The following is a 16,045-nucleotide window of genomic DNA, read 5'->3' on the forward strand; positions in this document are numbered from 1 at the left end:
AACAAAGATTCTGATTTGAAGAACAAATACCGAACTTGCGTGAGTTTTAGAATTTTTAGTTTACAGATTTTATTTTTAGCGAAGAGGTTCAAGTCTTGAATTTTTGTTTTGTTTCAAGACAAAAGAACTACTTACCATCCTGCGCCCCAAAAACCTTCTGCAAAATACTTGTGGTTCTCATTACAGAATTATTTCTGATACCGCTTTCCTTCTCCGCAACCATTTTGAAAACTCCATTGATGGTTTCGTTGGTTACGTATTCATTAAGATCTGTTGAAACAGCATTTCCAGTCAAGGTATTGTATTTTGAAATTAAATTGTTCCAAACCTTATCAGCACCAACTTTCCCTAATGAAGCCTTCACTTTTGGCTGAAAAGCAGTGAATAATTGAGTTTGGGTTTTACTTTGTAAATAATTTGTCGCAGAATTATCACCTCCCAATAAGATGTTTTTAGCATCGGTAATCGTCATTGAAGTGATGGCTTTTGTGAAAATCGGTGCAGATTCAGTAACCGCATCTTCAGCGGCTCTGTTTAATAATTTTACGCCTTGATCAGCCAGACTTCCCAATCCGAATGCACGGAGTTTGGTATCAATCACTCTTAATTTTTCAGGCATTAAGATTTTTACAGCTTCATTTTTCAGGAAACCATCGGTTACGCCTAGTTTTTTCACACCTTCAGTTACGCCTAAATTTAAAGCTTCCTTTAAACCTGATGAGATTTGGGTTGAAGTTAGACTTCCTAAATTGACTGAAGAAGTAGTTTTGGTTGGAGTTTGTGGACTTGTGGTAGAAGTTGCTGGTTTGGTTTTGGGATTGCTTAGATCTACACCAGTCTGGTTTTTAACGGTAGATTTAATGATATCTAAAATTTGTGCCTGTGCAGAAACCGAGAATAATAATAATCCTGCTGCTAAGAGAAAAGTTTTTTTCATCGTTTATTTTTATACAAAATTAGATGTTTTGAAGATGAAATAGTTAAATGATAGACCGAATTTTTCAGAAAATAATTATATTCGCTAAAATCTAAACTCAACAAGATGCTGCGTATTCTTTTGGTCTTTTCTTTACTGATTTCAACGTGTTTTTTCTCCCAAATAAAATTGAATTTAATTCCTTATCCGCAGAAAGTTGAGTTGCAAAAAGGAGAATTTATTATTCCTAAGAATTTAAAACTTAATCAAATTCTGCCTGTAAAAGAAACTGATTATTTAAAAAAACGTCTTAATTATCTGCAATTTAGCGATTCTGTAAAAGAGGAGAGATCAGATTTAACTTACCTTGCCTTTCCTCCAAATGATAAAGACATAGCAAATGAGGAAAAATACTCTCTAACTATTTCATCTGATGGTATTACAATCAGTTCTGCTTCAAATAGTGGATATTTTTTAGCACTTCAAACTTTAATCCAATTGTTTGAACAATATAAAGATTCGGGGAAAATTCCCGCAATGACAATTGAAGACCAACCCAAATTCGCATGGCGAGGAATGCACCTTGATGTTTGCCGTCATTTCTTCACTGTCGAAGAAGTAAAACAGTACATCGATTATTTGGCAATGTACAAACTCAATACATTTCATTGGCATTTAACAGACGATCAGGGTTGGAGAATTGAAATTAAAAAATATCCTAAATTAACGCAAATCGGTTCAAAACGTAAAGAGTCCATGATCGGAGCTTACGTTGATAATACTTTCGACGGAAAACCTTACGGACCTTATTTTTATACACAGGATCAAATAAAAGATGTCGTAAAATACGCAACAGAAAGGCATATCACGGTTGTTCCGGAGATTGAAATGCCCGGTCATGGTTTGGCTGCGCTTTCTGCTTATCCTGAATTGGCTTGTACAAAAGGGCCATTCGAAGCAGCGACAAAATGGGGCGTTTTTGATGATGTTTTCTGTCCAAAAGAGGAAACGTTTACCTTTTTAGAAAATGTTTTGGATGAGGTCATTGCACTTTTTCCTTCGCAATACATTCACATCGGTGGTGACGAATGTCCGAAAACAAGATGGAAAGAATGTGCACATTGTCAGGAATTAATTAAAAAACATAATCTGAAAGACGAGCACGGTTTGCAAAGTTATTTTATACAGAGAATTGAAAAACATGTCAACTCAAAAGGTCGAAAAATCATCGGCTGGGACGAGATTTTAGAAGGTGGATTGGCTCCCAATGCCGCAGTAATGAGCTGGACGGGCATCAAAGGTGGAATTGAAGCCGCAAAAACCAATCATTTTGCAGTAATGACTCCTGGAGCATATTGCTACTTTGACCATTATCAGGGCGATCCACAGACAGAACCGAATGCTTTCGGAGGTTTTACACCTTTAGATAAAGTGTATTCATACAATCCAATTCCTGCTGAGTTGAATGCAGAGCAGTCGAAATATATTCTGGGAGTTCAGGCAAATTTGTGGACGGAATATATTCTTGATTTTAAGCAGGTTCAGTACATGATTTTCCCAAGATTATTTGCGCTTTCTGAAGTCGGTTGGGGAACTTCAAAACCTGAAAATTATAAAGAATTTGAAAACAGAGTGGTGGAGCATTTTAAGATTTTAGATAAAATGAATATCAACTATGCTAAAAGTATCTATAATATTTCGGGCAAGGTAATTCCTAATAGCAATGGTGTTTTTTATGAACTTTCAACCTCACAGGATCTAAACGGAATTAAATATACAATTGACGGAAGCGAACCAAAATCAAGTTCTGCAACCTATCATAATCCAATTCCTGTTTCAAAAGCGATGAAGGTAAAATCTGCTTATTTTGAAGACGGAAAATTAAAATCTGCCGTTTCTTCTCAAAATTTTACCACCTCAAAAACTACCGGTAAAAAAATCACTTTAGAAAACCAGCCTAGCGAAAATTATTCTTTCGGCGGAGCGTTTACTTTAGTTGACGGAATTGTTGGAAACGTGAAGCAATTGGGAAAAACGTGGCTGGGTTTTCAGGGAAAAGATGTTGTGGCAACGATTGATTTAGGAGAAAAAACAAAGTTTTCAGAAGTTTATTTCAATACATTAGACAACAAAGGAAGCTGGATTCATCTGGCAAAATCGGCGACAGTGTCAATTTCAGATGACGGAAAAAATTTTAAAACCATCAAAGAAATCGGAAAAGATGAAATTCTTTCAGCAAAAGGAAAAATTAATCTTAAAGTTGGAAATCAAAATGCAAAATTTATTAAAATTAAAATAGAAAATGCAGGAATTATTCCCGCAGGAAATCCGGGTGCAGACTCAAAAGCGTGGCTTTTTGTAGATGAAATCGGAGCGCAATAATTAAATGAAATTTAGTATTTAAAGTATCTAAAATTTTAAACAAGTTAACTTTAACCTAAGCCTCAACTTAAAAATATGAATTCAAGAAGAAAATTTTTAAAAACCACAGGAATTTTATCATCCGCATTGTTGCTAAATCCGTTGGATTTGATTGCTAAAGAAATTCCCGAAAATGAAAATACGTTGGTCAATAAACCCATCGTTCTTTCAACCTGGGATTTTGGCCTAAAAGCCAACGAAGAAGCGTGGAAGATTTTAGGAAAAGGCGGAAGAGCGTTGGATGCAGTTGAAAAAGGTGTTCGTTTGGTTGAAAATGACCCGAACGAAAGAAGCGTTGGCTACGGTGGAAGGCCCGACAGAGACGGAAGAGTGACGTTGGATGCCTGTATAATGGATGAAAATTACAACATTGGTTCGGTTGCGTGTCTTGAAAATATTAAAAATCCAATTTCGGTAGCGAGAATGGTGATGGAAAAAACGCCACACGTGATGTTGGTAGGTGACGGAGCTTTTCAGTTTGCCGTTTCTCAAGGCTTTAAAAAAGAAAATATCCTTACAGCAGAATCCGAAAAAGAATGGAAAGAATGGCTGAAAGACAGCAAATATCAACCGATTGTCAATATCGAAAATCACGACACTATTGGCATGATTGCGCTCGATGCTCAAGGAAATCTTTCGGGAGCGTGTACAACCAGTGGGATGGCTTTCAAAATGCACGGCAGAGTAGGTGATTCCCCAATTATCGGTGCAGGTTTGTTCGTTGATAACGAAGTCGGAGCGGCGACAGCGACTGGTCATGGTGAAGAAGTGATCAGAACGGTGGGAACTCATCTTGTGGTGGAATTGATGCGACAAGGAAGAAATCCTCAGCAAGCCTGTAAAGAAGCGGTTGAAAGAATCGTGAAAATTACTCAGCGAAGAAAGAAAAATCTAAAAGATATTCAGGTTGGCTTTATTGCCATCAGTAAAAAAGGGGAATATGGTTCATACTGCATTCAGGACGGATTTAATTTTGCGGTTTATGACCAAAAAGGAAACCGTCTGGAAAAACCTGAATTTGCTTTGAAATAATTAGTGTAACAAGTAAAAGTCATTGCGAGCAAAGCGAAGCAATCTTTTGAAGATAGTTCCTCCTTACAAAGACATCAATCATCAAACATCCAACAAAAATATGTTCTTAGAAATTGCCACTTTTGATATCACCTCCGCTGAAATAGCTTTAAATTCCGTTGCCGACCGTATTGAATTTTGTGCAGACATCAATTCAGGAGGAATTACGCCCGACCTTGAAGAATTGAGATACTTGAAAGAAAAATATTCAAAACCAATTCATGTGATGATCCGCCCTGTTGGAGGAGGTTTTCTGTACAGCGATTCAGAATTCATGAAGATGCAGAGAGATATCATAGAATTTTCAAAGGCCAAAGCTGATGGTTTTGTTTTCGGAATTTTAGATGAAAATCAGGAGATTGATTATGAAAAAAACAGATTGTTAGTTGATTTAGCCAACGGTAAACCATGCGTTTTTCACAGAGCTATCGACCGAACCAAAAATATCTTCGAGTCTGCAGAAAAATTGATTGAATTAGGGTTCAAAGAAATTCTCACTTCCGGCGGAGAAAATTCTGCGATGGAAGGAAAAGAAAATTTAAAAAAACTTATTGAGAATTGTGGCGATGATATTAAAATCTTAATCGGTGGCGGAGTACGTTCTAATAATATTTCAGAGTTGAAAAATGTGACGGGTGGGAAATATTTTCATTCGTCAGCGGTGCTGTCTTATGAGTCATTTGCGAATGCTGAAGAGATAAAAAAGTTGAAAGTTAATTTGTAAAATTTATTTTGAGATATTAAATAAAAATTTTTGACGCAAAGTTTTATTTTTAATGTCACATACTTAAAGTAGCAAAGAGTGACAGACAATCCATCTGAGCTTTAGAATATATTTACGATTAAAAATAAATTTAAATTTAAGAAAGAATAAATCAATAAGCAATTTTATAAATCTCATGTATTTTCAAGCTTAAGCAACTTGTTTACTACTCTTTGCTTCTTAAATCTTCATAAAGAAAGATAATCTTTGCGTTAAAACAAATGCTGAGAAGAAATTTAAATTGTTAGATAATTATTAAAAAGTATTAGCGGAATTTTTAACGCAAAGTTTTTTTTAAATCCGTATAATTTAAGGAGCAAAGAATGACGGATAAGCCGTCTAAGCTTAAGCAACTTGTTTGCTACTCTTTGCTTCTTAAATCTTCATAAAGAAAAATAATCTTTGCGTTAATAAAGTATAAGATAAAAGTTAAACAAACACAAACACAAATGACAGAAAACGAATTATCCTATAAAATTATTGGTGCTGCACTGGAAGTGCATAAAACTTTGGGAGTTGGTTTGCTTGAAAGCGCTTATGAAGTTGCTTTAGCTTATGAGTTAAGAGAACTTGGTTTTGAGGTCAAAAGTCAAGTGGTACTTCCCTTAAAATATAAAAGTGAGATGATTGACAATGCTTATAGAATTGATTTGATTGTAGAAGATAAGGTAATTATAAAGGTAAAATCTGTCTTAGAAATTCATCCCATTTCCTATTCGCAGATTTTGACTTATTTAAAATTAACAAACATCAAACTCGGACTTCTCATTAATTTTAATACACCTTTAATCAAAGACGGAATCCACAGAATTGTAAATAAACTATAAATGAACAAAACCATACTTTTTGCTTTATTTTTCATTCAAATATTCGTTAACGCCCAATTTTCGGAACGAAATCTTTCGTCAGAAAAATGGCAGTTTAAAAATTCAAAAGAACAAAAATGGCTGACCGCCACAGTCCCAGGGACAGTTCATTTGGATTTGATGAATCATCAACTCATTCCTGATCCGTACAAAGATGAAAACGAGAAAAAAGTACAGTGGGTTGAAAATGAAAATTGGGATTATCAGACAGCTTTTAAAGTTTCAGCTAAAGAATTAGAGAATCAAAATGCAGATTTGGTTTTTCATGGACTGGATACGTTTTCTGAAATTTATTTGAACGGAAAACTGCTGAAGAAAACAGACAATATGTTTAGAACATGGAAAATTCCTGTTAAAAATAATTTGAAAGTTGGAAATAATACTCTACAAATTAAATTTAAATCTTCAGTCAATGTCGGAAAGGATTTAGCCAAAAAAGTTCCATTCACCATGCCAGAAACGCCTAGAAGTTTTGTCAGAAAAGCGCAATATCAGTTTGGTTGGGATTGGGGACCGAGATTGGTTACTGCCGGAATCTGGAAAGATGTCAAACTGAATTTTTGGAATTATGCGAAACTTGAGAATGTAAAAATAGAGCAGAAATCTTTAACAAAGCAAAAAGCTGATTTAATTATTCACGGAGAAATTATTGCAGAAAAAGAAGGCAAGTATAGTTTTACTACAGATAAAACAAATTATGATATTGTTCTGAAAAAAGGTTTAAACAAAATTTCAGTTCCATTTAAAATTGAAAATCCACATTTTTGGCAACCGAACGGATGGGGAAAAGCAATGACTTATGTATTAAAATTTTCACTGAAAAAGGATGCTCAAATTATTGATAAAAAAGATGAGACAATTGGTCTCAGAACTATCGAATTAATTCAGGAAAAAGACGAAAAAGGAAAAACTTTCTATTTTAAAGTCAATGGAAATCCGATGTATGCAAAAGGAACCAACTGGATTCCGTCTGATAGTTTTACACCCAGAATTACGAAAGAAAAATATCAGAAACTCATCAAAGATTGCAAAGATGCCAACATGAACATGATTCGTGTCTGGGGTGGCGGAATTTACGAAGATGATGAATTCTACAAAGCGTGCGACGAAAACGGAATTCTCGTATGGCAGGATTTTATGTTTGCCGGAAGTTTTTATCCGTCAGATGAAGATTTTTTAAATAACGTAAAAGAAGAAGTTAAAGATCAGGTAAACCGACTTCAAAATCATCCGTCGATTGCTTTATGGTGCGGGAATAACGAAATTGATGAAGCCATTGTCAACTGGGGCTATCAGAAACAATTCAAATATTCAAAAGAAGACTCTCTGCAGGTTTGGAAAGATTATAAAAAGGTTTTTCATGAAGTGATTCCGAATGCTTTAAAGGAAAGTTTAACTTCAGAAAAGAATATTTATTGGCCAACTTCTCCATCAATTGGATGGGGACATAAAGAAAGTTTAACTGAAGGCGATTCACATTATTGGGGCGTTTGGTGGGGTGAGTTTCCGTTTGAAATTTACAATGAAAAAGTTCCGAGATTTGCATCAGAATATGGTTTTCAGGGAATACCTAGTCTGGAAGCTGTAAAATCAATGTTTTCAGGACAACCTGACTTAAGTTTGGAAAATCCAACCATCAAAGCGCACGAAAAAAATGCACGAGGTTTTCATATCATTAATGAATACATGAAGCGGGATTATGTCGTTCCAAAAGATTTTGTCAAATACAATTATGTTTCCCAATTGCTTCAGGCTCGTGGAATGCAGATGGCCATTGAGGCGCACCGCCGTGCAAAACCGTACAACATGGGAACGCTGTATTGGCAGTTGAATGATTGCTGGCCTGTAATTTCGTGGTCGTCGATTGATTATCTGGGTATTTGGAAAGCGTTGCATTATCAGGTGAAAAGAAGTTTTGAAAATCAAGTAATTTTAACGGAAGAAATTGACGGTTTTTTGAACTTTTATGCTATTAATGATGATTTAAAAAAGTTTGAAGATATAAAAGTAGAAATTCAGATTGTTGATTTTAACGGAAAAATTTTAAATGATTTAACTACGGTTCAGAATGGGGAAACATTGGATGGAATTGCAAAGATCGATCATATAGAAATTAAAAATTTAATTAAATATTCCAATAAAAATGAAGTCTTTTTAAAATTGATTTTAAAAGATATCAATAAAAAAATCATTGCAGAAAATCTTCATTTCTTCGCAAAACCTAAAGACTTAAAACTCACAAAACCAAATCTCAAAATCAAAAAAATCTCTCCCACAGAAATCGAAATTTCCACCGATGTTTTGGCGAAAGATGTTTATTTAATGGGTGACACACATTTTTCTGACAACTTTTTTGATCTGCTGCCAAAAACTTCAAAGAAGATAAAGCTTTCAAAACCTGTGAAAAAAATCGAGTCAATGAGCCTTTGGGAAACGATGAATCCTTAAATTTGCGGAATACTTTTTAGAATCATGGTAAATTTTGTTTTAATTGGCGTTTGCATTCTTGCGGGAATGATCCTCAAAGAAACAAAATCAATCCATCCCGACGCACATAAAGGCATCAATACTTGGATTCTCTATCTAGCATTACCTGCAGTTTCTTTCAAATATTTGCCGAAAGTTCAGTGGTCTCTAGAAATGCTTTTTCCCATTGCCGCAACATTTCTGACTGCCGTTTTTGCTTTCGTCTTTATGAAGATTTATTGTAAAACGAAAGGATATTCTGAAAGATCACGAAGCACATTAGAGTTGGTCAGCGGTTACAGTAATACATCTTTCATTGGTTTTCCGTTGATTAGTGCATTTTACGGAGAAAGCCTTTTAAGTATTGCCATCATTTGCGACCAGACGATGTTTTTTTCGCTTTCCACTTTAGGAATTATTACGGCAATAAGAGGCGGCGGAAAATCAGGCGAAGTGAGTGCGGAATTTATTTTTAAAAGATTAATCACCTTTCCACCTCTCGTAGGCTGTATTGCTGCATTGGTTCTGTCGCCATTCATCGATTTCACTTTTGCAGAACCGCTTTTCGATAAATTGGCAGCGACTTTAAGTCCGCTCGCACTATTTTCTGTCGGATTACAGTTAAAATTCAATGGCTGGAAAAAACTGATTCCTCAGATGTCAGCGTCGATGTTTTACAAGTTAATTCTGGCTCCTGCAATCAGTTTGGGATTGGTTTTTCTATTCGGAATTACTGGAGATATTGCCAAAATCACCATTTTTGAATCTGCAATGCCAACGGTTGTGACTTCCAGCATCATTGCAGAACAGTTCAGGCTCAATACCAAACTCACCAATCTTACCATTGGATTCAGCATTATTTTCGGTTTTCTGACAACAGCGGTTTGGTATCAGATTATCGAATTGATTTTTTAAAATGTGAAATATTTTTTTAGGAGCTATTTCCAGCTTTCCGCTGCAATCTTTTTTTTCAAAAAAGGATTTCCACTTCAATCTGGGCTAGGAATCTCGTGATCATTTCAAATTTTGTGATACCTATTACGATTGTCATTTCTCAGGAATCTACGCATTACAATCTGAGTTAATTTTTGCTTAGAGTCCTTGGAAGAACAAGATAGATTTATATTTTAAATTCTTAGACTAATCAGCGTAAGTTTGTCATTCCGGAGGAATCTCAATGTAGATATTTAAAATCCAATTTTGCTGAGATTCCTCCGGAATGACAAACCTTGTTTTGATTTGAAAAGTTGAGATTGATTTTGCTAGGTGAAACGTCTTCTCAAACTAAAAATATTCTCTATAGAATAAATAAAAACTTAGCATGCTTTGTGTTTAAAAATTTAGCTTCATCAAAAAATTGCAATTCTGTTTAGAAACAATTAATTTTACATTTTAATTTTCCCCTTGCAGTACGCCCAGATAATTTTACCGCTCAATTTAAAAGGAACCTTTACTTACAAAGTTCCGGAAGAACTCGCTTTCAAAATTGAAAACGGAATGCGTGTACTCGTGCCGTTTGGCGGAAAAAAAATCTACACCGGAATTGTTTTTGAACTGCACGATCAGGCTCCTGAAAATTTTGTTGCTAAGGAAGTCATCAGTATTTTAGATGAATATCCGATTGTTCCGGCTGAGCAAATCGGCTTCTGGAAATGGCTTTCAAACTATTATCTCTGTAATCTGGGAGAAATTTACCGCTTTGCTTTTCCGTCTTCTTTGAAACTGGAAAGTGAAACCTATTTAAAGTTAAAGCCCAACGCTGTCATTGAATTTGAGAATCTCGATGTCAACGAAATGTATCTTATTCAGGCTTTAGAAGTTCGTCAACTCATCAATTTGACTGATATTGAAGCATTTATCCCAAAAAAAGAAATTATTAAAACCATCAATTCTCTGATTGATTTACAATACATTGAAATTGATGAAAAAGTTGCTGAAAAATACAAAGCCAAAGAAGTTGCGTACGTAAAAGTGAAAGATGAGGTTTTAAAAAATCAAAATCTGACCGAAATTCTTTTGCAACTTAACAGAGCCAAAAAACAGAAAGAACTTTTCCTGAATATTATAGAAAAGCAAACCGAAAATCCTGATGTACACATCAGAAAGTCAGAATTGTTTGAGGACGGATATTTTGGGAGTTCGCATTTCAAAGCTTTAGCTGATAAAAATCTGGTGGAAGAATATTACCTTCAGAAAGACAGAATCGAAAGTTATGAAGGCGAAATTGAAGAAATTGAAGAGCTTTCTGAAGCGCAAAAAGAAGCAAAAGCAGAAATTGATGAAGCTTTTGAAGAAAAGAAAAATGTTCTGATTCACGGTGTCACTTCTTCAGGAAAAACGCATTTGTATTTAGAAAAAATTGAAGAATGTGTCAACGAAGGAAAAAACGTTTTGTTTTTGCTTCCTGAGATTTCTTTAACCAAACAAATTACGCAACGTTTAGAAAAAAAATACGGTCGACAGTTGGGTTTTTATCATCAGAAACTGACTGATTTTGAAAAAGTTGAGGTTTGGCGAAGAATTAAAAATAACGACATTAAAATTCTGATTGCCACGAGAAATGCTTTATTTCTGCCTTATCAGAATTTAGGATTGATCATCTTGGATGAAGAACACGATTCTGCATACAGGCCAAGAGAGGTTTCTCCGTTTTTTAATGCGAAAGATGCAGCTTTGGTTTTGGCAGGTTTTTATGATGCGAGAGTGATTTTGGGTTCGGCAACGCCTTCAGTGGAAAGTTATTATTTAGCCAGAAAAGAAAAATTACATTATATATTTTTAAATGAAAGATTCGGGAATGTGAAATTGCCTGAATTTGAACTGATTAATTTTAAAGAAGCTCAGGATTCCAAGAAAGTTTCCGGGAATTTTTCGTTACAGTTGATTGATGAGATTAAGAAAACTTTAGACGAAAAAAATCAGACCATCATTCTTCACAACCGTCGGGGTTACGCAAGTGTCATAGAATGTGAGACTTGTGGATATGTCAATTACTGCTCAAACTGCGACGTTGTTTTGACGTATCACAAAGCGGCAAACGAAATGAAATGCCATTATTGCGGTCAGCGAGCTTCAAAACCAAAAGCCTGCCCGAAATGTCATTCTGAAAATCTGAACGAAAGAGGAGTGGGAGTAGAGCAGATTCACGAGGAAGTTTCAAAAATTTTCCCTGACAATGAAGTGGATAGAATGGATGTTGATTCGATGCGGAAGAAATTTGCCTACGAAAAATTATACGAGAAAATTGAAGATCGCGAAACCGATATCGTTGTAGGCACACAGATGATTTCCAAAGGTTTAGATTTTGATCATATTGAATTGGTAGCCATCCCAAAGGCTGATTCTATGTTGTATGTTCAGGATTTCAGGGCAGAAGAACGTGCGTATCAATTGATTACACAGGTTTCAGGAAGAGCGGGACGAGTTTCAGGAAACGGTAAAATTTTAATTCAAACCTATAATCCGGATCATTCTGTTTTTCAGTTAATTAAAATGAACAATGTTTTAAAGATTTATAAATATTTTCTCACAGAAAGACAGAAGTTTCATTATCCACCTTTCACCAAATTAATCATGATTGAACTGAAACATATCAAAGATGATAAAGTCAATCGTGCGTCTCAGTTTTTAGGTTCCATTTTACGAAAATATCTGCCCGAAGATTGTATTCTCGGTCCGGAAAGAGCTCAGATTGCGAGATTGAATAATCTGTATCAGTTTCAGATTTTATTGAAGCTTCCAAGAGGGAAAAACTATGAAAAATTTAAAAGCCTGGTTTTATTAAGTCTGAAAGAATTTGAAGAAATCACTGCTTATCAAAGCATTAAAAAAGACGTTTTTGTGGATTTTTAACACTATTTAACAAACTTTATACGCTTTTATCATACTTCGATAGGTTGGTTTCTAACAATAATTTCTACATTTGAACGTTTATTATGTGTTTGAATTCTGAGAAAAGATTTAACTAATCATTTTTTATGTCATCCAAAATATAACAAAAAGAAAAAATTGATGATAAATTACAGAAAGTATATTTCAGGTATTACGGTTTTGGCCACAGGTTTTTTCCTTGCTCAGTCTACCGTATCTACCGTTCTTTATTCTCCAAATTTCGAAAGTCAAAAAAGCGGATTAAACTTACCTTCTCCCGCAGCAGCGATTGAAAAAGCTTTTTTGTCTCCCAAAGAACTTGTAGATGTTAACCTAAACACAATGATGACAGATCCCGTATTGAAAAATGCAACATGGGGATTTGTAGTCTATGACCCGAAAACGAAGAAAGTAATCTCTTCGTACAACGAAAATACTCCTCTCGTTCCTGCTTCTACTACCAAATTATTGACCACAGAAACTGCTTTGCATCTGTTGGGAGAAAATTACCGTTGGATGACGCAGCTTGAATATTCAGGAGAAATCGACGAAAATGGAGTTTTGAACGGCAATCTTTACATTGTAGGAAGTGGTGACCCATCTTTGGGAACCAATAAAGCAGGAGCTTGGTCTTACAAAGAAATCGTTTCAGACTTCGTGAGTGGAATGTCTCGTGAGGGAATCAAAAAGGTAAATGGTGATATTATTATTCAGACAGCGCTTTTCAAAGGTAACATTTCGAGACTTCCGGAAAATGTTGTGTGGCTAGAAAACAATAATTACTATCTGCCGGTTGGTACAACTCGTGAGATCAATCCTGCAAACGAAAAACTGATCGTAAAAAAAGGAAACAACTCAGCTTCAGACAAAAAATATTTCTACGTTTCACCTTATGCCAATCAAATGGTTTATGCTGAAAAGTACGACGGTGACGGAGTTTTAACAACTAAACTTCCTGATGCACCTGCATTTTTAGCAAATACTTTCAGAGCAACTTTGGTGAAAAGTGGAGTAGGCGTTACCGGAAAAGTGACTCCAAGAACGACAGATGCAGTTCCTGAAGTTAGAAAAATGATTTCGGCTTACAAATCTCCAACTTTGTCAGATATTATTTATTACACCAATCAACGTAGTGATAACGGATTGGCAGAAGCTTTACTGAAAACAGTCGGTTTCCAGAAAATGGGTGATCAGACTTCAGAATCGGGAAGAATTGTAGTGAATGAGCATTTGAAAGATGTAGCTTTCGATGTTGAAGGTTTAAATTATATGGACGGCAGCGGATTGTCAAGAGGCAATCATGTAACACCGATTTCTCAGGTTAAATTTTTAACATCATTAATGAACCAAAAATATTATAAAACATATTTCGATTCTCTGCCGATTGCAGGGCAAACTGGAACTTTAAAAGGTATGTTTAAACTAGAAGGTAACGGACAGATTTTTGCAAAAACAGGTACCCTAAATAAAGTGAAAGCTTTGACAGGTTACATGAAAACGAATACAGGCAGAACTTTAGTTTTTTCTATCTTGGTTAACAATTATGCAGGTTCTGTTGCTCAGGTAAAAAGCAAAATTGAAAAAATTCTGCAACCAGCTCTAGACCTTTAAAAAATATTAAATCATATCATAAACCTTTTAATCTGAGATTGAAAGGTTTTTTTTATCTTTAAGCTCTAATTTGTTGATAATGAATTTGATTTATATTTCAACCAAACCAATTCATGCAGACAATCGTATATTATAATAATATGAAAAAGTTTTATCTTCTAATTTTAGGTGTTTTAGTATGTCAAACCGTTTTAGCTCAGGAAAATCTTGAAATGAAAGGCTTGATGGTAAAAGAGATGAAATCTTTTACTGCTAAGATGAATGCCGGAAACACCAATCCGAATACTTTAAACTATGATTTGCAGTACCAGAGAATGGATGTTTCGTTAAATCCGGCTGTAGCTCAAATATCCGGTTCTGTAACTTCTCATTTCAAGCCGACTCAAGCTATGAGCAGCATTTATTTTGATTTAACCAATCAGTTGACGGTTTCTCAGGTCACTTTTCATGGTCAGCCTTTAGCTTTTCAGCAGTTGGCAACCAAAGAAGTGAAAATTGATTTTACATCATCACTTCCTGCTAATGTTTTAGATTCATTGACGATACAATACAGCGGAAATCCTCCTACGAATAATAATGCATTCTTCATCAATACTCAAGGCGGAACCGGAAATCCTGTTCTCTCTACTTTGAATGAACCTTATGGTGCACAAGATTGGTTTCCGACGAAGCAAAGCTTAAACGATAAAATTGAAAGATTTGATATCAAAGTGACCACTCCGTCTCAGTATAGCGTTGCATCAAACGGGAAATTAATGAGTGAAATAATTCTGGGAAGCGGACAAAAATTAACGTTTTGGAGAACACAATATCCTACAGCCGCTTATTTAGTCGCACTTTCCATTACAAATTTTGTTAAACTGAATGATACGATGGGAAATCCTCCATTTCCTTTTGTGAATTATATTTATCCCGGAACGTCTACCAATGCAGGCAGCATGGCAAATATTGAATGGACAAAGACTGTGATGAATACTTTTGAAACGTTCTTCGGAGCTTATCCTTTCAGAAACGAAAAATATGGTCACATGGAATTTACTGCCGGCGGAGGAATGGAGCATCAAACGATGTCTTCAATGGGTGGATGGAGTACACAGTTAATTGCTCACGAACTTGCTCATCAATGGTTTGGTGACAAAGTGACTTGTGGTGCTTGGAATGATATTTGGCTGAATGAAGGTTTTGCAACTTTTGGTGAGCATGTTGCTAATGAAAAATTATTGTTAACAAATGCTCAGTTTTTAAGTTATCTGCTTGATCAGAAAAACTTTATTACAAGTGCTACAGGCGGAAGTGTATATGTTGCAGACGCCAACTTAGGAAGCGTGGGTACTATCTTTAATGGGAGATTGACTTACGCTAAAGGTGGATATGTAGTTAGAATGATTAAGTGGATTTTGGGTGAAACTGTTTTTTATCAGGCTTTAAAAGATTACCATGCAAGACCAAATTTAGCTTATAATTATGTGAAAACATCAGACTTAAGTGCTTCACTGCTGCAGTCTACTGGGAGAGATTTTACTGGTTTTTTCAATGACTGGATTTATGGTCAGGGTTACCCGACATACGATATCCGATGGAAGCAGGTCGGAAATCAAGTAACTTTCAAAGCAGGACAAACGCAAAGTCATGCGTCAGTAAGCTTTTTTGATATGCCTTTGCCAATCAAAGTTAACGGTACAGGAGGTCAGGTTGCCTATTTTGCTTTAAATAATACCTCAAACAATCAATATTTTACAGAAACGGTTGCTTTTCCAATTGCAAGTGTAGAATTCAATTATGAATATCAGATTCTGGAAAAAAATTCTACTGTTGCACAAGATAATACTTTGAGCACTTCAGAAGCCACATTAGATCAGTTAGCAATTTACCCAAACCCTGCAAAAGACGAATTGTTTATTTCAGGTTTAAAAAAGCAGACAGATTACATTATTGTTACGGCTGATGGCAGATTAGTGAAAAAAGGCAATACAGAAAAGAAAATTGATATTACTGCTTTAGAAAAAGGCGTGTATTTTATTACCATCCAACAGTTGAATCTTAAATTTATAAAGGAGTAAC

General features: G+C 35.2%; 10 protein-coding genes. 9 read left to right on the plus strand and 1 reads right to left on the minus strand.

Annotated elements, in window-relative coordinates:
• Positions 1-127 precede the first annotated feature (127 nt).
• Entirely contained in the window at positions 128-937 is an 810-nt protein-coding gene (locus tag LNP04_RS18970) for a DUF4197 domain-containing protein (protein ID WP_229984452.1), read from the minus strand.
• Between the two features lie 105 nt (positions 938-1,042).
• Between LNP04_RS18970 and LNP04_RS18975 the strand changes: the two genes are divergently transcribed.
• From LNP04_RS18975 to LNP04_RS19015, 9 genes are all read left to right on the plus strand, one after another.
• A complete protein-coding gene (locus LNP04_RS18975) occupies positions 1,043-3,298 on the plus strand; it encodes a family 20 glycosylhydrolase (protein WP_229984453.1) in 2,256 nt (751 codons plus the stop codon).
• A gap of 75 nt (positions 3,299-3,373) precedes the next feature.
• Positions 3,374-4,369: an isoaspartyl peptidase/L-asparaginase family protein gene (locus LNP04_RS18980; protein ID WP_229984454.1), complete on the plus strand. Its 996-nt coding sequence runs from the start codon at positions 3,374-3,376 to the stop codon at positions 4,367-4,369.
• A gap of 46 nt (positions 4,370-4,415) precedes the next feature.
• A complete protein-coding gene (locus LNP04_RS18985) occupies positions 4,416-5,132 on the plus strand; it encodes a copper homeostasis protein CutC (RefSeq protein WP_229984455.1) in 717 nt (238 codons plus the stop codon).
• 488 nt (positions 5,133-5,620) lie between these two features.
• Positions 5,621-5,998, plus strand: a complete 378-nt coding sequence (locus LNP04_RS18990) for a GxxExxY protein (protein WP_229984456.1) — start codon at positions 5,621-5,623, stop codon at positions 5,996-5,998.
• Positions 5,999-8,485 (plus strand): glycosyl hydrolase 2 galactose-binding domain-containing protein, encoded by a 2,487-nt coding sequence (locus LNP04_RS18995; RefSeq protein WP_229984457.1) that lies wholly within the window; start codon positions 5,999-6,001, stop codon positions 8,483-8,485.
• A gap of 24 nt (positions 8,486-8,509) precedes the next feature.
• Positions 8,510-9,418, plus strand: a complete 909-nt coding sequence (locus tag LNP04_RS19000; RefSeq protein WP_229984458.1) for an AEC family transporter — start codon at positions 8,510-8,512, stop codon at positions 9,416-9,418.
• Positions 9,419-9,907: 489 nt separating this feature from the next.
• Positions 9,908-12,355 (plus strand): primosomal protein N', encoded by a 2,448-nt coding sequence (priA, locus tag LNP04_RS19005; protein ID WP_229984459.1) that lies wholly within the window; start codon positions 9,908-9,910, stop codon positions 12,353-12,355.
• A 159-nt stretch (positions 12,356-12,514) separates the two neighbouring features.
• The gene (gene dacB, locus LNP04_RS19010) at positions 12,515-13,984 is read left to right on the plus strand and encodes a D-alanyl-D-alanine carboxypeptidase/D-alanyl-D-alanine-endopeptidase (protein WP_229984460.1); all 1,470 of its coding nucleotides are present in this window, start codon (positions 12,515-12,517) and stop codon (positions 13,982-13,984) included.
• Positions 13,985-14,097: 113 nt separating this feature from the next.
• Positions 14,098-16,044: a M1 family aminopeptidase gene (locus LNP04_RS19015; RefSeq protein ID WP_229984461.1), complete on the plus strand. Its 1,947-nt coding sequence runs from the start codon at positions 14,098-14,100 to the stop codon at positions 16,042-16,044.
• Position 16,045: the final 1 nt, after the last annotated feature.

Source organism: Chryseobacterium sp. C-71 (assembly GCF_020911865.1).
GTDB lineage: Bacteria > Bacteroidota > Bacteroidia > Flavobacteriales > Weeksellaceae > Chryseobacterium.